Origin of the sequence: Mycobacterium sp. E735 (assembly GCF_001666955.1) — a bacterium.
Taxonomy (GTDB): Bacteria; Actinomycetota; Actinomycetes; order Mycobacteriales; family Mycobacteriaceae; genus Mycobacterium.
On sequence record NZ_LZIX01000196.1, the window covers coordinates 1 to 18803 of the forward strand.

The 18803-nt window shown below is 68.0% G+C and carries 18 protein-coding genes; 7 read left to right on the forward strand and 11 right to left on the reverse strand.

Going from position 1 to position 18803, the window contains the following annotated elements; genetic code table 11:
• The 3 genes from A5704_RS15475 to A5704_RS15485 all read right to left on the reverse strand — a co-directional run.
• On the reverse strand, window positions 1–306 hold a 306-nt coding region (locus tag A5704_RS15475; protein ID WP_255396407.1), incomplete at its 3' end, for a molybdenum cofactor biosynthesis protein B.
• Window positions 306–833: a cyclic pyranopterin monophosphate synthase MoaC gene (gene moaC / locus A5704_RS15480; protein ID WP_067753399.1), complete on the reverse strand. Its 528-nt coding sequence runs from the start codon at window positions 831–833 to the stop codon at window positions 306–308. The genes moaC and A5704_RS15475, both read right to left, overlap by 1 nt.
• A gap of 8 nt (window positions 834–841) precedes the next feature.
• Complete coding sequence (locus tag A5704_RS15485; RefSeq protein ID WP_139273158.1) at window positions 842–1042, reverse strand: hypothetical protein; 201 nt, start codon at window positions 1040–1042, stop codon at window positions 842–844.
• A gap of 118 nt (window positions 1043–1160) precedes the next feature.
• Between A5704_RS15485 and A5704_RS15490 the strand changes: the two genes are divergently transcribed.
• The 3 genes from A5704_RS15490 (at window position 1161) to A5704_RS15500 (ending at window position 6526) form a co-directional block, all read left to right on the forward strand.
• Complete coding sequence (locus tag A5704_RS15490) at window positions 1161–3419, forward strand: helicase-associated domain-containing protein (protein ID WP_067889760.1); 2259 nt, start codon at window positions 1161–1163, stop codon at window positions 3417–3419.
• A gap of 49 nt (window positions 3420–3468) precedes the next feature.
• Window positions 3469–5118, forward strand: a complete 1650-nt coding sequence (locus A5704_RS15495) for a DNA repair helicase XPB (RefSeq protein WP_067753390.1) — start codon at window positions 3469–3471, stop codon at window positions 5116–5118.
• A gap of 223 nt (window positions 5119–5341) precedes the next feature.
• Window positions 5342–6526, forward strand: a complete 1185-nt coding sequence (locus tag A5704_RS15500; RefSeq protein ID WP_067753386.1) for an FAD-binding domain — start codon at window positions 5342–5344, stop codon at window positions 6524–6526.
• Window positions 6527–6635: 109 nt separating this feature from the next.
• Here the strand turns inward: A5704_RS15500 and A5704_RS15505 are convergent, their stop codons facing one another.
• Both A5704_RS15505 and A5704_RS15510 read right to left on the reverse strand, forming a co-directional pair.
• Window positions 6636–7781 carry a thiolase family protein gene (locus A5704_RS15505; RefSeq protein WP_067889763.1) on the reverse strand — a complete coding sequence of 382 codons (1146 nt, stop codon included), beginning with the start codon at window positions 7779–7781 and terminating at the stop codon, window positions 6636–6638.
• 1 nt (window position 7782) lies between these two features.
• Window positions 7783–8217, reverse strand: a complete 435-nt coding sequence (locus A5704_RS15510) for a Zn-ribbon domain-containing OB-fold protein (RefSeq protein ID WP_067753379.1) — start codon at window positions 8215–8217, stop codon at window positions 7783–7785.
• Window positions 8218–8356: 139 nt separating this feature from the next.
• Here A5704_RS15510 and A5704_RS15515 point away from each other — a divergent pair, with 139 nt between their 5' ends.
• Complete coding sequence (locus tag A5704_RS15515) at window positions 8357–8650, forward strand: putative quinol monooxygenase (protein ID WP_067753376.1); 294 nt, start codon at window positions 8357–8359, stop codon at window positions 8648–8650.
• Here A5704_RS15515 and A5704_RS15520 read toward each other — a convergent pair.
• The gene (locus tag A5704_RS15520) at window positions 8647–9636 is read right to left on the reverse strand and encodes an LLM class F420-dependent oxidoreductase (RefSeq protein WP_067753373.1); all 990 of its coding nucleotides are present in this window, start codon (window positions 9634–9636) and stop codon (window positions 8647–8649) included. The two genes, A5704_RS15515 and A5704_RS15520, sit on opposite strands and share 4 nt — an antisense overlap.
• A gap of 77 nt (window positions 9637–9713) precedes the next feature.
• Here A5704_RS15520 and A5704_RS15525 point away from each other — a divergent pair, with 77 nt between their 5' ends.
• Both A5704_RS15525 and A5704_RS15530 read left to right on the forward strand, forming a co-directional pair.
• On the forward strand, window positions 9714–10955 hold the full coding sequence (locus tag A5704_RS15525; RefSeq protein ID WP_067753369.1) for an FAD-dependent monooxygenase: 1242 nt from the start codon (window positions 9714–9716) through the stop codon (window positions 10953–10955).
• Window positions 10946–11806 carry an LLM class F420-dependent oxidoreductase gene (locus A5704_RS15530; RefSeq protein WP_067778608.1) on the forward strand — a complete coding sequence of 287 codons (861 nt, stop codon included), beginning with the start codon at window positions 10946–10948 and terminating at the stop codon, window positions 11804–11806. The genes A5704_RS15525 and A5704_RS15530 overlap by 10 nt, the downstream gene beginning before the upstream one ends.
• A gap of 152 nt (window positions 11807–11958) precedes the next feature.
• Here the strand turns inward: A5704_RS15530 and A5704_RS15535 are convergent, their stop codons facing one another.
• On the reverse strand, window positions 11959–14103 hold the full coding sequence (locus A5704_RS15535; RefSeq protein ID WP_067753363.1) for a 3-hydroxyacyl-CoA dehydrogenase NAD-binding domain-containing protein: 2145 nt from the start codon (window positions 14101–14103) through the stop codon (window positions 11959–11961).
• A gap of 4 nt (window positions 14104–14107) precedes the next feature.
• Complete coding sequence (locus A5704_RS15540) at window positions 14108–15319, reverse strand: acetyl-CoA C-acetyltransferase (RefSeq protein WP_067753360.1); 1212 nt, start codon at window positions 15317–15319, stop codon at window positions 14108–14110.
• A 205-nt stretch (window positions 15320–15524) separates the two neighbouring features.
• On the opposite strand from A5704_RS15540, the gene A5704_RS15545 reads away from it, so the two are divergent.
• The gene (locus A5704_RS15545) at window positions 15525–16703 is read left to right on the forward strand and encodes a pyridoxal phosphate-dependent aminotransferase (RefSeq protein WP_067753357.1); all 1179 of its coding nucleotides are present in this window, start codon (window positions 15525–15527) and stop codon (window positions 16701–16703) included.
• Here A5704_RS15545 and A5704_RS15550 read toward each other — a convergent pair.
• From A5704_RS15550 to A5704_RS15560, 3 genes are read right to left on the reverse strand one after another with little or no spacing between them, the layout of a single operon-like run.
• Window positions 16695–17150, reverse strand: a complete 456-nt coding sequence (locus A5704_RS15550) for an SRPBCC family protein (RefSeq protein WP_082950154.1) — start codon at window positions 17148–17150, stop codon at window positions 16695–16697. The genes A5704_RS15545 and A5704_RS15550 overlap by 9 nt on opposite strands.
• A 57-nt stretch (window positions 17151–17207) precedes the next feature.
• Complete coding sequence (locus A5704_RS15555) at window positions 17208–17663, reverse strand: SRPBCC family protein (protein WP_067753354.1); 456 nt, start codon at window positions 17661–17663, stop codon at window positions 17208–17210.
• Window positions 17664–17721: 58 nt separating this feature from the next.
• Window positions 17722–18801, reverse strand: a complete 1080-nt coding sequence (locus A5704_RS15560; RefSeq protein ID WP_082954878.1) for a CaiB/BaiF CoA-transferase family protein — start codon at window positions 18799–18801, stop codon at window positions 17722–17724.
• Window positions 18802–18803: the final 2 nt, after the last annotated feature.

The window sequence follows — 18803 nt, forward strand, 5'->3', positions numbered from 1 at the left end:
CGACCGGCGGATCGCGTCGGCCAGCCCCGGGATCATGTAGTCCAGCACGGCGACGGTCTGGTCGGGCGTGCCGTCGCTGGGCGAGATACCGGTGCCGCCCGACGTGATGACGACGTCGACGCTGTCGTCGACCGCCTTGCGCAGGGCCTCGCCGACGGGCTCACCGTCGGCGACCACCGCCGGCTCGGCAAACGAAAACCCGCGCTCTGCAAGCCATTCCGCGATGATGGGCCCGCAGCGATCGTCGTATACCCCGGCGGACGCGCGGGTCGAGGCGATGATGACGCGGGCGGATCGGGTGCCCATCACCGCACCCAAGTTCCGGTCTTGCCGCCTTCCTTGCGCAGCACCCGAATGTCGTCGAGGCGCGCGGCAGGATCCACAGCTTTGATCATGTCGTACAGCGTCAGGCCTGCCACACTGACAGCGGTCAGCGCCTCCATCTCCACCCCCGTGCGGTCGGTGCTGCGAACGGTCGCGATGATCTCGATGTCGGCGGGTCCCACCGTGAATTCCACGTCGACTCCCGTGAGCGCCAACTGGTGGCAGAGCGGGATCAGCTCACTGGTGCGCTTGGCCGCGAGGATGCCCGCCACGCGGGCGGTGGCCAGCGCGTCGCCCTTGGGGAGCCCTCCGGCCGAGATCAGCTCCACCACGTGCGGGGAAGTGTGTAAGGCGCCGGCGGCCACGGCGGTGCGCTTCGTGGTTCCCTTTTCGCTGACGTCGACCATGTGGGCCGCGCCTCGGTCGTCCAGGTGTGACAACGCGCCCGGGCCGGATTCTCCCGATGCCCAGGTCGCCGCGGGCTTGGCGGCCTCGGAGGCCTTAGCCATCCTGGCGCCTACCGGTTAACGACGGTAACCGGGTGCAGGTAGGGCAGGTCAGTGGAGGGCAGCGGGAACACCAGCTCGCCGAACGGCGACAACGCGCCCGTGCGGTCGGTCACGAGTTCGCTCACCGCGTGGTCGTCGGGGTCCGTCGTCGGCCACCCGTTGTCGACATACCTGGTTTTGCGGGCTTTGCCCTCAGCAGTGTCAGCCACGGCGTCCATTCTGACAGGTCGCTCCTGCGCATGTCGTGCAAGATCGGCAGTTCGACCGAGGAGGCCCCGCCATTCGTGGCCGACGTGCGACCCGCCGACTGTTTTACGCTGGTCAGCAATGACCGACAACACCCCGGACATCCCGCTGGGGTCGTGGCTGGCCGACTTGCCCGACGAGCGGCTGATCCGACTGCTGGAGCTGAGGCCGGACCTCGCCCAGCCCCCGCCCGGCAGCATCGCCGCGCTGGCCGCCCGCGCTCAGGCCCGCCAGTCGGTCAAGGCCGCCACCGACGAGCTCGACTTCCTGCGGCTCGCGGTGCTCGACGCGCTGTTGGTGCTGCAGGCCGACGTCACGCCGGTGCCGACGACGAAACTGCTGGCGTTGATCGGCGAGCGCGCTCGCGACGCCGACATAGCGGACGCGCTGGACGACCTCCGCGCGCGCGCGTTGGTCTGGGGCGACACCGCGCTCCGCATCGCCCCGGACGACGGCACGGCGCTGCCTTGGTACCCGGGCCAAGTCACCCTCGAGGACGCCGCCCGCACGGGCGAGGAGATCGCGCGGCTCATCGACGACCTCAACCAGGCCCAGCTCGACGTGCTGGAGAAGCTCCTCGAGGGTTCGCCGATGGGCCGCACCCGTGACGCCGCGCCCGGCGCTCCCACGGACCGGCCGGTGCCCCAGCTGCTGGCGATGGGACTGCTGCGACGCATCGACGCCGAGACCGTGATCCTGCCCCGCCACGTCGGGCAGGTGCTGCGCGGCGAACAAGCCGGTCCCATGCAGCTGACCGCACCCGACCCGGTGGTGTCGACGACCACCGCCGACGATGTCGACGCGGCGGCGGCCGGGGCCACCATCGACCTGCTGCGAGAGCTCGACGTCCTGATCGAAACGCTGGCCGCCGCACCGGTTTCGGAGCTGCGCAGCGGTGGACTGGGGATCCGCGACGTCAAGCGGCTCAGCAAGACGACGGGCATCGAGGAGTCGCGGCTGGGCCTGATCCTCGAGGTGGCGGCCGCGGCCGGCTTGATCGCCAGCGGGATGCCCGACCCCGAACCGGCCACCGGCGACGGGCCGTACTGGGCGCCGACGGTGGCCACCGACCGGTTCACCGCGCTGCCCACCGCGGAGCGCTGGCAGCTGCTGGCCGGCAGCTGGCTGGACCTGCCGAGCCGGCCGGCCTTGATCGGCAGCCGGGGGCCCGACGCCAAACCGTATGGCGCCCTTACCGATGCGCTGTACTCGACTGCCGCGCCGCTGGATCGCCGGCTGCTGCTGGGCACGCTGGCCCAGTTGCCTTCGGGCGCCGGCGTCAACGCGGTTTCAGCGTCGGCGGCGCTCGTCTGGCGGCGCCCCCGCTGGGCCAAGCGGTTACAGCCCGGGCCCGTGGGTGATCTGCTCGCCGAGAGCCACGCGCTGGGCCTGGTGGGGCGCGGGGCGCTCAGTACCCCCGGCCGCGCCCTGCTCGACGAGAGCACCGGCCCGCAGGCCGCGGTCGACGCGATGGCGCGTGCCCTACCGAAACCGATCGATTACTTCCTGGTGCAGGCCGACCTGACCGTCGTCGTGCCGGGGCCATTGGAACGCGACCTCGCCGAGGACCTGGCCACCGTGGCCACGGTCGAATCGGCCGGCACCGCGATGGTCTACCGCATCAGCGAACCGTCGATCCGGCACGCGCTCGACGTGGGAAAGACCCGCGACTGGATGCATGGACTGTTCGCCAGACACTCCAAAACGCCTGTGCCGCAGGGGCTCACCTACCTGATCGATGATGTCGCACGACGGCATGGCCAGCTGCGAATCGGCATGGCCACGTCATTCGTGCGCTGCGAGGATCCCGCGCTGCTGGCCCAGGCCGTCGCCGCACCCGCGACCGACCGGGTGCAACTGCGCGCTCTGGCCCCGACGGTCGCGGTGTCTCCGGCGCCGATCGCCGAGGTGCTGACCGCGCTGCGCGCGGCGGGTTTCGCCCCGGCGGCCGAAGACTCCACCGGCGCCATCGTCGACGTCCGCCCCCGCGGCGCCCGGGTCCCCACTCCGCAGCAGCGCCGGCCCTACCGCCCGATGCCACGACCCAACAGCGAGAGCCTCAACGCCGTGGTCGCGGTGCTGCGCAAGGTGACCGCCGCGCCGTTCGGCAACAATCGCGTCGATCCGGCGGTCACCATGTCGTTGTTGCAGCGGGCGGCCAGGGAACAAGAGACGCTGGTGATCGGTTATCTGGATGCCGCGGGTGTCGCCACCCAGCGTGTCGTGGCGCCGATCACCGTTCGCGGCGGTCAGCTGACCGCGTTCGACTCGGCGTCCGGGCGTCTGCGCGACTTCGCCATCCACCGCATCACGTCGGTGGTGTCGGCCAACGGCCGATAATGGGATTGCGATGCGTTGCGACCGCGAGGAATGAGAAGGAGTTGGGCCATTGACTGACGGCCCCTTGATTGTGCAGTCCGATAAGACGGTGCTGCTCGAAGTCGACCATGAACTGGCCGGCGCGGCACGCGCCGCCATCGCGCCGTTCGCCGAGCTGGAGCGCGCGCCCGAGCACGTGCACACCTACCGCATCACGCCGTTGGCGCTGTGGAACGCCCGCGCCGCCGGCCACGACGCCGAACAGGTCGTCGACGCGCTGGTCAGCTTCTCGCGCTACGCGGTACCCCAGCCGCTGCTGGTCGACATCGTCGACACGATGGCCCGCTACGGCCGCCTGCAGTTGGTCAAACACCCGGCGCACGGCCTCACCCTGGTCAGTCTGGACCGCGCGGTGCTCGAGGAGGTGCTGCGCAACAAGAAGATCGCCCCCATGCTGGGGGCCCGCATCGACGACGACACCGTCGTCGTGCACCCCAGCGAGCGCGGCCGGGTCAAGCAGATGTTGCTCAAGATCGGCTGGCCCGCAGAGGATCTCGCGGGCTACGTGGACGGCGAGGCGCACCCGATCAGCCTGGCGCAGGACGGCTGGCACCTGCGCGACTACCAGCAGATGGCCACCGATTCGTTCTGGGCCGGCGGATCCGGGGTGGTGGTCCTCCCGTGCGGGGCGGGCAAGACACTGGTGGGCGCGGCCGCGATGGCGAAGGCCAGCGCGACGACGCTGATCCTGGTCACCAACATCGTCGCGGCACGGCAGTGGAAGCGCGAACTGGTAGCGCGCACCTCGCTCACCGAAGAAGAGATCGGCGAATATTCCGGCGAGCGCAAGGAGATCCGGCCCGTCACCATCTCGACGTATCAGATGATCACCCGGCGCACCAAGGGCGAGTACCGGCATCTGGAGCTCTTCGACAGCCGCGACTGGGGGCTGATCATCTACGACGAGGTCCACCTGTTGCCCGCGCCCGTGTTCCGGATGACCGCCGACCTGCAATCCAAACGCCGGCTGGGCCTGACCGCCACGCTGGTCCGTGAAGACGGCCGCGAGGGCGACGTGTTCTCCCTGATCGGCCCGAAGCGCTACGACGCCCCGTGGAAGGACATCGAGGCGCAGGGCTGGATCGCGCCGGCCGAGTGCGTCGAAGTGCGGGTGACCATGACCGACAACGAACGGATGATCTACGCCACGTCGGAACCCGAGGAGCGATACAAGGTGTGCTCGACGGCGCACTCGAAGATCGCGGTGGTCAGGTCGATCCTGGACAAGCATCCGGGCGAACAGACGCTGGTGATCGGCGCCTACCTCGACCAGCTCGACGAACTGGGCGCCGAACTGAACGCCCCGGTGATCCAGGGGTCGACCCGGACGAAGGAACGCGAGGAACTGTTCGACGCGTTCCGCCGGGGTGAGGTGTCCACACTGGTGGTGTCCAAGGTCGCCAATTTTTCCATCGATCTGCCGGAAGCTTCTGTGGCGGTGCAGGTTTCGGGAACCTTCGGTTCGCGTCAGGAGGAAGCGCAGCGGCTGGGCCGGTTACTGCGACCCAAAGCCGACGGTGGTGGCGCCATCTTCTACTCCGTTGTGGCCCGCGACAGCCTGGACGCGGAGTATGCCGCGCACCGGCAGCGCTTCCTCGCCGAGCAGGGCTACGGTTACATCATTCGCGACGCGGACGACCTGCTGGGGCCGGCGATTTAAGCCGAGCGCTCTCCGCCGCCATGCGACGTTGGCGGAAATTGATATCACCGGCGATATCAAGTTTGCGAAGGCCCGCATAGTCCCGGCCTGGCGCCGCGCATCCACCTTCCTGAGCGTCCCGCCTGATCGGCCACTGGCGCAAAGATTTCCACCAACATTGCCTAGTGCAACTGTTTCATAGTGCTATGGTGGACCCAACTCCAATTACCGGAGGGTGGGCACAATGAAGATCGCCGTTGTCGGCGCCGGCATCGCCGGCCCAACGCTCGCGTACTGGCTATCACGGTATGGCCACGAGCCAACCCTGATCGAGAAGGCGCCGCGGCTGCGCACCGGCGGCTACGTGGTGGACTTCTGGGGTGGCGGATACGCCGTGGCCGAACGCATGGGACTCACCGCCGAGCTGCACGCCGCGGGGTACACCGTGCGCGAGGTCCGACTGGTAGATCGCGATTCACGTAGGGTGGGCGGCTTTGCGGCCGAGGTGTTCCAGCGCAACCTTGATGGCCGGTTCGTCACCGTGCCCCGTGGTGACCTGTCGGCCATGATCTATCGCTCCATCGACAACCATTGTGAAACCCTTTTCGGTGAAAGCGTTTCCGCCGTCGAGCAAAACGATTCGGGAGTGCGGGTGACCCTCGACGGGGGCGGCTCACGGCAATTCGATCTGCTCGTCGGTGCGGGTGGCATTCATTCGCCCGTGCGGGACTTGGTATTCGGCCCCTCCTCTAGATTCGAGAAGGATCTCGGCTATCGGGTCGCGGCATTCGAAACCAAGGGCTATGAACCGCGCGACGAACTCGTCTACCTTGCCTACACCATGCCGGGACGCATGGTCGCCCGATTCGCCATGCGCGACGAGAAGACCATGTTTCTCTTTATTTTCACGCCTCAGCACATGAGCGGTCCCGATCCGCACGATGCGTCAGGGGTTAACGCGACATTGCATCAGGTCTTCGGCAATGCGGGTTGGGAGTGCCCGGAGATCCTGCGCCAACTCGACGGGGCAGCCGACGTGTACTTCGACCGCACCAGCCAGATCGTCATGGACCACTGGTCGGACGGGCGGGTGGCGCTGGTCGGCGACGCCGCGGGCGCGGTCTCGCTGCTGGCGGGTGAGGGGACGGGCCTGGCGATGGTGCAGGCCTACACACTGGCGGGCGAACTTGACCGCGCGGGAGACGATCACCGGGAGGCGTTTCGCCGCTATGAGAATCGGCTGCGTCCGATCGTCGAGGCCCGGCAGCGGTCGGCCCGCGCATTCGCCACCACGTTCGCGCCAAAGACGGCGCTGGGTCTGTGGACGCGCAACCAGGCGTCCAAGCTGCTGAACGTTCCGCTGCTGGCCGATTGGGTCGTCGGGAGCGAGTTCGGAAACGACATCGCATTGCCCGAATACGCCGCTTAGCGGTGCGCGTAGCTCTTCCGAACCGTGCGACGTTCGTCGAACTTGATAGCACCGGTGATATCAAATCCGGGGACGCACGCATGGTCCGAGAGCCGCGCGCGGTCGCGGACTACAGCGACAGGATGGTCGCCGATGCCGTGCCGGGTGCGCCGTACACCTGGGCCAGGCCGACGCGCGGGTTGCCGGGCACCTGACGTTCGCCCGCCTCGCCGCGCAGCTGGCGCACGAGCTCGTGCATCTGCCGCAGCCCCGACGCGCCGATCGGCTCACCGTTGGCGATCAACCCGCCGTCGGTGTTGACAGGCATCGAGCCGTGGATCTCGGTGGCACCGTCAGCGAGCAGCTTCTCCTGTTCGCCGTCGGCGCACAGGCCGGTCTCGGCCATGTGGATGACCTCGTTGCCGGCGTCGGTGTCCTGCAGCTGCGCGACATCGACGTCCTCGGGCCCGATGCCGGCGGCCTCGTAGGCCGCCTTGGCCGCGTACACCGTCGGGGAGACGTCCTCGTCCAGCGGGGCGAAGGTGGCGTGCACCTCGTAGGCGCCGTACCGGCGGGTGCGAATCTCGCAGGCCCGCACGTACACCGGCTTGTCGGTGTACTTGTGCGCGATGTCGGCCCGACACATGATCACCGCGGCCGCGCCCTCGTCGGGCGCGCAGAACATGTACTGCGTCAGGGGGTAATTGAGCACGGCGGAATTGAGAATCTCTTCCTCGGGAATCGGCTTGCGGCGGAACGCATTCGGGTTCAGCGCGCCGTTGCGGAAGTTCTTGGCCGCCACCTTGGCGAGCGTGGCCTGGGAGATGTTGTGGTCGTGCAGGTACTTGTTGGCCTTCATGCCGAAGAACTTGGTGGTGACGAACTGGCCGTTCTGCGCGTACCACTGTGGCAGCGCCAGCTTGGCGGGGTCGTCGGTGAAGGCGCCGCGCGGGTGCTTGTCCAACCCGATGGCGATTCCGATGTCGTACTTGCCGAGCCGGATGGTGTCGGCGGTCTGCTGGATGGCGCTGGCGGCGGTGGCGCAGGCATTGAACACGTTGGTGAACGTGATGCCGGTCAACCCGACCAGACGGGTGACCGCGTCCGGGTTCGACACTTCGTGGCTGCCGCCGAAGCCGAACTGGATGTCCTTCCAGGCCACCCCGGCGTCGGCCAGCGCGGATTGAATGGCCTCGGCGCCCATCTGCATTGCGGTCTTGTCGAACCGGCCGAACGGGTGCAGGCCCACGCCGATGATGGCGACATCGTTGGTCATCTCAGGCTCCTTCCGGAGAAGTTGCGATCGGCCGGAACGCGAACGTCATGATTTCGGTGCCCTCTTCGTCGGTGGTGAGCGGGACGATCGTCAGCTCGACCTCCTGGCCGAATTGCAACTCGGCCGGGTCGTTCTCGGTCAGCCGCCCCTCGACTCGGATTACGTCGTCGAGTTGGACCAGTCCGACGCCGAACGGCACGAAGTCCTTGCCCGTCGGGCCTGCGTACGGGGCCCCGGGCGGAAAGCCCTGGGTGGTCCACGCGACCAGTGTCCCGCGGCGCGGCAGCAGCACATCGGTCATCTCCCCGAGGCTGCAGCGCGGGCACCACTGCTGGACCGGGAAGGTGGTGGCTCCACAACTGCCGCACCGGCTGCCGATCAGCTGTGGGCTCTCATCGGGCCAGGTAGAGATCTCGGGGGCGAGTGCCTTTTGCATCGGGGGATCCTCCAGAAGCGTCCACGGTGCGCCTACAGAATGTTGCTCACTGAACCGTATAACAGCTTTCCGAAAAGTGGAAACCGCATTCTCGCTAATTGATCGGGCGCCCCCGCGACCCGCGGATATCGTTGAGACCATGCCAGTCACGGTGATACTCGAACTGAAGTTCAAGCCCGACGCGGTGCCGCAGGCGCGCGACGTCATGGGCCGCGCGTTGCGCGACACCCGGGCGTTTGCCGGGAACGTCCGCACCGACGTGCTCGTCGACGAGGACGACGAAGCGCACTGGCTGATCTATGAACTGTGGGACTCGGTCGAGCACGACGAGGCGTACCGCGCGTTCCGGGCGGGCGAGGGGAAGCTGACCGAGCTTCCTCCTCTGCTGGCCGTCCCTCCGGTCAAGACGAGATACGCCACGTCCGATGTCTAGCTCAGCGCCGGGATGACCTCGCGCTCGAACAACTCGATGCCGGACCGATCGTAGGCCGCCTCCGGGAAATAGCAGATGGCGTACTCGCACCCGAGGTCGCGCAACTTGGCCATCCGCTCGATCACCTGTTCCGGCGTGCCCGTCGCCGAATCGGGTCCGCTGCCGGCGGCGAGCATCGCATCCGCGGCCGCCTCCGGCACATGGCGGACGAGGCGGTCGCGGACCCGCTGGAGCCGGTCCTGGACGTCGGCGTCCGACGTCCCGACAACGGCGTTGACGTTGGCCGAACGCACGATGGCATCGAAGTCGGTACCCAGCCGCCGACAATGCTGGGCCAGCACTTCCGACTTGTGCGCGAAGGCCTCGGGCTCCGGTGTGAAGTTGGTGTATTGCGCGTATTGCGCTGCGATGCGCAGAGTCACCTTTTCGCCGCCGCCGGCAATCCACAGCGGAATCCCATTGTCCTGCAGCGGTTTGGGGGCAACGATCGCGCCGTTGACCTGGTAGTGCTTACCGTCGAAGCTGACCTTGCCGTCGCGCCAGGCATCCCGCATTATCCGCACGCCCTCGTCCAGCCGGCCCAGCCGTACGCCCGCCGAGGGAAATCCGTAACCGTAAGCGCGCCATTCGTGTTCGTACCAGCCACCGCCGATGCCCATCTGGATCCGCCCACCGGAGATGATGTCGGCGGTCGCCGCGACCTTGGCCAGGTACACCGGGTTGCGGTAGCTCATCGCAGTGCACATCTGGCCGAGTTTGATCCGCGACGTGACCGCCGCGTACGCGGCCATCAGCGACCACGCCTCGTGGGTGGCTTCGTCGGTCGGCATCGGGACGGTGTGAAAGTGGTCGTACACCCACAGTGAGTCCCAGGCGCCGTTGTCGGCGTAGGTGGCCAGGTCGCGCATCACCGCCCAGTGCTTCTCCGGTTCGATGTCGACCAGATCCATTCGCCAGCCCTGGGGGATGAAGAGACCGAAGCGCATAACAACGGACTCTAGCCCGGTCGTTGGGCCAGACCCGCCGCTAGGCTTACCCATCGTCGAGCAAGCGGGAGGTCGTCATGCGGGTCCTGGTCTCCGGTGCCAGCATCGCCGGACCGGTGCTGGCGTACTGGCTGACCCGTCGCGGCTTCGACGTCACCGTCGTCGAGCGGGCACCCGCCCTGCGCAAGACCGGCGGTCACGCCGTCGACCTGTTCCGCCCCGCGATGGAGATTTCGGCGAAGATGGGCGTCCTGCCCCGGATCGAAGCGCTCGCCACCGGAACGAACCGCATGATCATGCGTCGGGAAGGTCGCGCGCGGCCCTTCGAGATCGATCTCACCAAGATCTACGCCGCCACGTCGGACCGGCATGTGGAGATCATGCGCGACGACCTCAGCGAAATCTATTACGACGCCGGTCGCGACGACGTCGAGTACCTGTTCGGTGACGCGATCACCGCGATCGACCATGACGGCGAGGTGACGTTCGAGCACGGCCCCGCCCGCCGGTTCGACGTCGTCGTCGGCGCCGACGGGCTGCACTCCAACGTCCGTCAGCTGACCTTCGGCGATGAAGCCAACCTAACCCGGTTCCTCGGCGGCTATCTGGCGGTGGTGTCGGCACCCAAGGCGCTCGCCGGCCGCGGCGAGATGACCTGCCACGTCGGCGTGGGCCGCCTCGCGGCCATCTACACCGCCGAGCACCTCGACGACGCGCGCGCCGTCTTCCTGTTCCGCAGTAGCCGTGAACTCGACTATGACCACCGGGATGCGTTGCGGCAGAAGGACTTATTGCGTTCGGCGTTCGCCGATATGCACGAGCAGGTGGACGATTGGCTAGCCGAAGTCGACAGCACGCCCGCCTTCTACTTCGACTCCATCAGCCAACTGCGACTGGACCGATGGTCACGTCGGCGGGTCACCCTCGTCGGCGACGCGGGATATTGCCCCGGCCCGGCGGTCGGGGGCAGTACCAGCCTCGCGGTGCTCGGCGCCTACGTACTGGCCGGCGAGCTCGCCCAGGCCGACGGCGACCTCCTGCGCGCGTTCTCCGCCTACGAACTGCAGATGCGCGAGCCGGTACACCAGAGCCGCGCGTTCGCCCGCGGCGCCGCCAAGGGCATCATTCCCGGGTCGCGGTTCGGCGTGTGGGCGTTGACCCGCGGCGCGCAGCTGGTCTCGGCCATGCCCGGGTCGTTGTCGCGGTCGCTGGCCAAGCTGAACGCCAAGGGCGTCCGGATGCACGACTCGATGCCGGTGCCCGACTACAGCGCGACCGACCGACAAGCGAACGAAAGGAACAACCGCCGATGGAACTAGCCGGTGTGGGAATCTGGAGCAGTCAACTGCGCTACGGCGATCCGTCCGAATCCGCCGAGGCGGCAGCGGAATTGGACGAGTTGGGTTTCCCCGCGCTGTGGATACCCGACGTCGGCGGACCGGTGTTCGACGCCGTCGGCAACCTGCTCGCCGCGACCGAGCGGACCGTGGTCGCGACCGGGATCCTCAACCTGTGGATGCATGCACCCGGCGACGTCGCCGAGTCCTACGCGGCACTCACCGACGAGCACGGGGACCGGTTCCTGCTCGGCATCGGCGTCAGCCACGCGCCGCTCATCGACGCCGGCCAGCCCGGGCGCTACCGCAAGCCGCTGGCGGCGACGGCGTCGTTCCTGGACGGGCTGGATGCCGCCGTGCGGCCGGTGCCCGCCGAGAACCGGGTGCTCGCCGCGCTCGGCCCCAAGATGCTGACCCTGTCGGCGGAACGGTCCCGCGGCGCGCATCCTTATCTCGTCACGCCCGACCACACAGCCTCCGCTCGCGCGACTCTGGGTGAGGGCCCCCTGCTGCTGCCTGAACAGACCGTCGTCCTTTCCGAGGACGCCGACGAGGCGCGGCGAATCGGAACCGATTGGCTGCGTGCGTATTTGGCTTTGCCCAACTACGCCAACAACCTGCTGCGCAGCGGGTTCTCCGAAGACGACCTGGCGCAGGTGAGCGACCGTCTCTTCGATGCCATCATCGCGTGGGGCGACGAAGGGGCGATCATGCGCAGGGTCGACGAGCATCGGTCGGCGGGCGCCGACCACGTGTGCGTGCAAGTGCTGCTGGAGGACCCGAAGGCGTTCCCGCGCGAGCAATGGCGCAGGATCGCCGCCGCCTCCGGTTGAGGCCGCCGACGCGGTACCGCCCCTTCCATTGCCGCGACACTTAAACCACGGCGACGACACGCCGTAACGCACCGCCATGGTTTAAGTCTCGCGGGACCACGCCACGCAAAAGCCCCCGAGGCCAACGGCTTCGGGGGCTTTTGCGACTGAAACTAGGTCAGCGAGTCCGGCGGCAGGAAGCGGTCACCGTACTTGGCGGCCAGCTCGCGTGCCCGCGCCACGAACGCTTCCTTGCCGGTCCCTCCCGCACCCTCGTAGCCGACGATGAACTGCGCGCTGCCACCGGTATACGGCGGGAACCCGATGCCCATGATCGAACCGATGTTGGCGTCGGCGGTCGACGTCAACACGCCCTCGTCGAGGCACTTCTGGGTTTCCAGCGCCTCGGCGAACAGCATCCGATCGATCATGTCCTGCAACGGGATCTGCGCGCTGCCCGACTTGAACGTCTCCCGCAGGCCCGGCCACAACCGGGTGCGCTTGCCGTCGACGTACTCGTAGAAGCCCGCGCCCTTGAGCCGCGACGGGCGGCCGATCTCGATCATCTTCTCCACGACCGCCTCCGCCGGGTGCGGCTCGTAGGTGCCGCCGGCGTCCTCGACGCCCTTGCGGGTGGCCGCGGCGATCTTGTGCATCAGCTCCAGGTTGAGCTCGTCCGAGAGCTGCAGCGGCGGCGCCGGGTAGCCGGCCTGCGAGCCGGCGTGCTCGATGCTGGCGGGCTCCACGCCCTCGCCCAGCATCGCCAGGGCCTCGTTCACGAAGGTGCCGATGACGCGGCTGGTGAAGAAGCCGCGGCTGTCGTTGACGACGATCGGGGTCTTGCCGATGGCCAGCGTGTAGTCGAACACCCGGGCCAGTGCCTCGTCAGAAGTCTTCTCGCCCTTGATGATTTCGACCAGCGGCATCTTGTCCACCGGAGAGAAGAAGTGGATCCCGATGAAGTCTTCCTGGCGCTTGACGCCGGTCGCCAGACCGGTGATCGGCAGCGTCGAGGTGTTGGACCCGAGCAGCGCGTTGGGTTCGACGATGTCCTCGATCTCCTGGAACACCTTGTGCTTGAGGTCCTGGTTCTCGAACACCGCCTCGATGACGAAGTCGACGCCCTTGAAGTCGGCGGGGTCGGCGGACGGCGTGATGCGGTCCAGCAGCGCCTTGCTCTTCTCCTCGGTGGTCTTACCGCGCTGAAGCGCCTTGGCCTCAAGCTTTTCCGAGTAGCCCTTGCCCTTCTGGGCGGCCTCGATGCTGACGTCCTTGAGCACCACGTCGAAACCGGCCTTGGCCGAGACGTACGCGATGCCCGCGCCCATCATGCCCGCGCCCAGCACGCCGATCTTGTTGATCTTGACCGGCTCGATGCCGTCGGGTCGCGAGCCACCGCCGTTGATGTGCTGCAGGTCGAAGAAGAACGCCTGGATCATGTTCTTGGCGACCTGGCCGGTGACCAGCTGGGTGAAGTAGCGGCTCTCGATGCGGGTGGCCGTGTCGAAGTCCACCTGCGCGCCCTCGACGGCCGCGTCCAGGATGGCCCGCGGCGCGGGCATCGGCGCACCCTTGAGCTGCTTCTTCAGCAGCGCCGGGAACGACGGCAGGATGCCGGCCAGCGCGGGGCTGGACGGGGTGCCGCCAGGCATCTTGTAGCCCTTGGCGTCCCACGGCTGGGTGTGCGAGTCGGGGTTGGCCTTGATCCACGCCTTGGCGGCGGGCACCAGTTCCTCGACCGAGCCGACCAGCTCGTCGACCAGCCCCATCTCCTTCGCCTTGGCCGGCTTGAAACGGGTGCCCTGCGAAAGGATGTTCATGAACGCGTTCTGGATGCCGAACATCCGCACGGTGCGGGTGACCCCGCCACCACCGGGCAGCAGGCCCAGCGTCACCTCGGGCAGGCCCAGCTGGCTGCCCTTGACGTCGGCGGCGATGCGGTGGTGGCAGGCCAGCGCGATCTCCAGTCCGCCGCCGAGCGCGGCGCCGTTGATGGCGGCCACGACCGGCTTGCCCAGGGTCTCCAGCGTGCGCAGGTCGCGCTTGATGTCCTCGACCTCGGTGAAGACGTCGCCGGCGTTCTCGGGGCCGGCGTTGATCATGCTCTTGAGGTCGCCACCGGCGAAGAACGTCTTCTTGGCGCTGGTGATCACCACGCCGGTGACCGAATCCTTCTCCGCCACAAGGCGTTCGACGGCTTTGTGCATCGACTCCTTGTAGTGCTCGTTCATCACGTTCGCCGACCCGGTGGGGTCGTCGAGCGTCAGCGTGACGATGCCGTCGGCATCCTTGTCCCAAGTGATGGTGTTCTCTGCCATGGTCCTAAACCCTCTCGATGATGGTGGCGACGCCCATACCGCCGCCGATGCACAGCGTGATCAGCGCGCGACGCGCGTTGCGGCGCTCGAGCTCGTCGACCATGGTGCCGGTGATCATGGCGCCGGTGGCGCCCAGCGGGTGGCCCATCGCGATGGCGCCACCATTGACGTTCAGCTTCTCGTCCGGGATGTTGAGGTCCTTCTGGAACTTCAGCACCACCGACGCGAACGCCTCGTTCAGCTCGAACAGGTCGATGTCGTCGACGGTCAGCCCGGCGCGGTCGAGGACCTTCTGGGTGGCCGGGGTCGGGCCGGTCAGCATGATGACCGGGTCGGACCCGCTGGTCGCGGTGGCGACGATGCGCGCGCGGGGGGTCAGGCCCTGCGACTTGCCGGCGGCCTCGGAGCCGACCAGCACCAGCGCGGCCCCGTCGACGATGCCCGAGCTGTTGCCGCCGGTGTGGACGTGGTTGATCTTCTCGACGTAGTGGTATTTCTGCAGCGCCACGTCGTCGAAGCCGCCCATCTCGCCGATGCCGTCGAACGCGGTCTTCAGCTTGGCCAGGCCCTCCATCGTGGTGTCGGGCCGCATGTGCTCGTCGTGGTCCAGGATGACCAGGCCGTTCTGGTCGCGCACCGGAATGACCGACTTGGCGAAGTAGCCGCCCGACCAGGCCTCGGCGGCCTTCTGCTGCGACCGCAGCGCGTACGCGTCGACGTCCTCGCGGGAGAAGCCCTCGATGGTGGCGATCAGGTCGGCACCGATGCCCTGCGGCACGAAGCCGATCCGGTAGTTGGTCTCGGGGTCGGTCGCCCAGGCGCCGCCGTCGGAGCCCATCGGAACGCGGCTCATCGACTCGACACCGCCGGCCAGCACGAGGTCGTCCCAGCCGGAGCGCACCTTCTGCGCGGCGGTGTTGACGGCTTCGAGGCCCGAGGCGCAGAACCGGTTGAGCTGCACGCCGCCGGTGGTCTCGGGCAGCCCCGCCACCAGCGCCGCGGTGCGGGCGATGTCGCCGCCCTGGTCACCGACCGGGGACACCACGCCGAGGATCAGGTCGCTGATCAGGTTCTCGTCGAGGTCGGGGTTGCGCCGGCGCAGCTCGTCGACCAGCCCGACGACCAGGTTCACCGGCTTGACCTCGTTCAGCGAGCCGTTGCGTTGCTTGCCCCGCGGCGTGCGGATGGCCTCGTAGATGAAGGCTTCTTCGGACATGTCGAGTTCCTCTTCACAAGTGGGTTTCGGATCCGTATTAAAGGTAGGTCCGGATACCGCACCCTAACAAAGTGCCCGGCCAACCTGTTGGTTGGGCCGATCGCCGCTGGTAAAGCCTGCCGAGCGTCACGCCAGCGTGGCCGCCGCACGCGAGCGCCACGCTGGCGTGACGTTCGAGTCCTGGCGACCCCTAAGCTCGACCAGCATGACGGTGTCGCGACTGCGTCCATACGCGACCACGGTGTTCGCCGAGATGTCGGCGCTGGCCGCGCGGGTCGGTGCGGTCAACCTGGGCCAGGGCTTCCCCGACGAGGACGGCCCCGCGGCCATGTTGAAGGCGGCCCAAGATGCCATTGCCGAGGGGAACAACCAGTACCCGCCCGGCATCGGCGTGGAGTCGCTGCGGCACGCCATCGCCGCCCAGCGGCGGCGGCACTTCGGCATCGAGTACGACCCCGACACCGAGGTGCTGGTGACGGTCGGGGCGACCGAGGCCATCGCGTCGGCGGTGCTCGGCCTGATCGAGCCCGGCTCGGAGGTGCTGCTCGTCGAGCCGTTCTACGATTCCTACTCGCCGGTGCTGGCGATGGCCGGCGCGGACCGGGTGGCCGTCCCCCTGGTCCCCCACGGCCGCGGCTTCGCCTTGGACGCCGACGCGCTGCGCCGGGCGGTGACGCCACGCACCCGCGCGCTGATCGTCAACTCGCCGCACAACCCGACCGGCACGGTGCTCAGCGCCACCGAGCTCGCCGCCATCGCCGAGGTCGCGGTCGCCGCCGACCTCTTGGTGATCACCGACGAGGTGTACGAGCACCTGGTGTTCGATCACCACCGGCACCTGCCGCTGGCCGGCTTCGCCGGCATGGCCGAGCGCACCGTCACCATCTCCAGCGCGGCCAAGATGTTCAACTGCACCGGCTGGAAGATCGGATGGGCTTGCGGCCCAGCACAACTCATCGCCGGGGTGCGGGCGGCCAAACAGTACCTGAGCTACGTCGGCGGCGCGCCGTTCCAGCCGGCGGTGGCCCTCGCCCTCGACACCGAGGACGCGTGGGTCGCCGAGTTGCGCCGCTCGCTGCAGGCCCGTCGCGACCGGCTGGCCGCCGGGCTGTCGGAGATCGGCTTCGAGGTGCACGACAGCGCGGGCACGTACTTCCTGTGCGCCGACCCGCGGCCGCTGGGCTACGACGACAGCGCCGCGTTCTGCGCGGCGCTTCCGGAGAAGGCGGGGGTGGCCGCCATCCCGCTGTCGCCGTTCTGCGACCCGGCCGCCGCGCACGCGTCGGCCCAAGCCAAAGTGTGGAATCACTTGGTGCGCTTCACTTTTTGCAAACACGAGGACACCCTCGACGAGGCGATCAGGCGGTTGGCCGTCCTACGGTGACCCGGCCGGGCCGTAGCCCTCGGTCACCCGCTTTCGCAGGCCCTCCAGCGCGGCATGGAGGATTTTCTTGCGTGCCCGGTTGACCCAGAATTCGGGCAGCGGCGCCCAGGGTTCGACCGTGATGGTGAATCGGACCCGCGTCTTGTCGTCGCTCACGCGGCTCAGGTTGTACTCCCCGTGCTGACCCCGTTGCTGGGCGGTCTTGGCGGCGTCCCACACCATCCAGTCCGGGCCCCAGTGGTATTCCAGCAATTCGGTGTCGTGAATGCCGGTCACCGCGATGGTGACCTTCACGTGGTGCGGCCGCCCGTCGGGATATTTGTCGACAACCTCCACCCGCTTGTGCACCGGCGACCATGACGGCACGGCGTCCATGTCGGCCAGCGCCTCCAGGATCACCTCCGGAGGCGCGTCGATCACAATTTCCGACGATGCTTGAACGGCCACTGCTAATAAGTTAGCAACCGCTCCGGCCGTCCCGAAGGCAAAAATGCGTGCCGCCGACTATTCCGACTCGGCTGTACCGTCGACGTGCTTTACCAATTCGCACAATCCCTTTACCGCCGAGTCGAGCACGCTTTCGCTGGCCCGCCGGACGATGAAGGCGGGCATCGGCCGGCCGGGTTCGACCGTCACGTCGAACCGCACCCGGGTCTTGTCGAGGCCCTCGGGCGTGAGGTTGTATTCGACGTGCTGGCCGTGCTGCTGGGAAGTCCCTTTGGCGTCGTAGACGACCCAGTCGGGGCCCCAGTGATATTCCAGGATCTCTTTGTCGACGAGCCCCAGGATCTTGATGGTGGTTTTGACGTGGTGGGGACGGCCGTCGGGATAACGGTCGATCACTTCGATGTCTTTGTGCAGGGGCGACCACGACGACAGGACGCGGACATCTGTCAGCGCCTCCATGACCACTTCGGGCGGCGCGTCGACGACAAATTCGCGTGATGCTTTTACGGCCACTGAGCTCAACCTAGCAACAACGACCCGCATCCGGATCGATTCGGCGTAAAAACGCTGGCTACCAGTCGATTTCGCTAAGTGGCGTGGTGGCCGCGGGCGGCCGCCCGACCGGTGCCGCCGGGGTGCGGGAGAAGCGGGGGCCCGGGGCGGCCTGGTCGACGCCGTCCTCGGTGATCACGGTGGACCGTGCCCTCAAGTGCTCGTCGGCCGCCGCTTCGCTCCACGTCAGCACCGGGGTGACGCACGCATCGGTGCCGGCGAATGTGGCCGTCCACTCGTCACGGGTGCGGCTGGCGAATCGCTTCGTGAAGACGTCGTACATCCGCGGGTAGGACCCGACGTCGAGCTGGCCGGGGACCTCGTCGGCCGACAGGCCGAGCCCGGTCAGCAACGCCGCGAAGAACTGCGGCTCGATGGCGCCGACCGCCATGTACTTGCCGTCGGCGGTCTCATAACAGCGATAGAAGGGAGCGCCGCCGTCGAGCAGAAACGACTCGCGCCGGTCCCTGAGCGCCCCGGTCGACTTCATGGTCCACATCATCTGGGCGAGCAGGCTGACGCCGTCCACCATCGCCGCGTCGATGACCTGACCCCGGCCCGAACGTTCCCGTTCATAAAGCGCGACGGCGATGCCGAGCAGCACCAGCATCGAGCCGCCACCGAAGTCGGCGACCAGGTTCAGCGGCGGCATCGGCGGCCGGTCGGCGTGGCCCAGCGCGGAGAGCGCGCCGGTCCGCGACAGGTAGTTGATGTCGTGGCCCGCCGTCCGGGCCAGCGGCCCGTCCTGCCCCCAGCCGGTGATCCGCGCGAAGATCAGGCGCGGATTGACCGCCGCGCACTCGTCGGGACCGATGCCGAGTCGCTCACAGGTCCCCGGGCGGAAACAGTCCAACAGCACGTCGGCCTTGGCGGCGAGATCGAGCAGTGCCGCCGGCCGCGTCTTGACGTCCAGGTCGACGATCCGCTTCCCGCGATGCAGCAGATCGCGATCTTCGGCCGGCATCTTCAGGCCACCGGGCCGGCGCACCCGCACCACGTCGGCACCCAGGTCGGCGAGCATCATGCCCGCGTGGGGGCCCGGTCCGATCCCGCCGAGCTCGATCACCCTCACCCCGGCCAGGGGTCCGGCGTCACCCACTG

What these genes read in the sequence shown, in the direction of transcription:
- A5704_RS15500 (WP_067753386.1), top strand. Translation starts at nt 5,342, where the DNA reads ATGAAGATCGCCGTTGTCGGCGCCGGCATCGCCGGCCCAACGCTCGCG.
- A5704_RS15520 (WP_067753373.1), bottom strand. Translation starts at nt 9,636, where the DNA reads ATGCGCTTCGGTCTCTTCATCCCCCAGGGCTGGCGAATGGATCTGGTC.
- A5704_RS15490 (WP_067889760.1), top strand. Translation starts at nt 1,161, where the DNA reads ATGACCGACAACACCCCGGACATCCCGCTGGGGTCGTGGCTGGCCGAC.
- A5704_RS15545 (WP_067753357.1), top strand. Translation starts at nt 15,525, where the DNA reads ATGACGGTGTCGCGACTGCGTCCATACGCGACCACGGTGTTCGCCGAG.
- A5704_RS15505 (WP_067889763.1), bottom strand. Translation starts at nt 7,781, where the DNA reads ATGACCAACGATGTCGCCATCATCGGCGTGGGCCTGCACCCGTTCGGC.
- A5704_RS15540 (WP_067753360.1), bottom strand. Translation starts at nt 15,319, where the DNA reads ATGTCCGAAGAAGCCTTCATCTACGAGGCCATCCGCACGCCGCGGGGC.
- A5704_RS15530 (WP_067778608.1), top strand. Translation starts at nt 10,946, where the DNA reads ATGGAACTAGCCGGTGTGGGAATCTGGAGCAGTCAACTGCGCTACGGC.
- A5704_RS15515 (WP_067753376.1), top strand. Translation starts at nt 8,357, where the DNA reads ATGCCAGTCACGGTGATACTCGAACTGAAGTTCAAGCCCGACGCGGTG.
- moaC (WP_067753399.1), bottom strand. Translation starts at nt 833, where the DNA reads ATGGCTAAGGCCTCCGAGGCCGCCAAGCCCGCGGCGACCTGGGCATCG.
- A5704_RS15510 (WP_067753379.1), bottom strand. Translation starts at nt 8,217, where the DNA reads ATGCAAAAGGCACTCGCCCCCGAGATCTCTACCTGGCCCGATGAGAGC.
- A5704_RS15535 (WP_067753363.1), bottom strand. Translation starts at nt 14,103, where the DNA reads ATGGCAGAGAACACCATCACTTGGGACAAGGATGCCGACGGCATCGTC.
- A5704_RS15525 (WP_067753369.1), top strand. Translation starts at nt 9,714, where the DNA reads ATGCGGGTCCTGGTCTCCGGTGCCAGCATCGCCGGACCGGTGCTGGCG.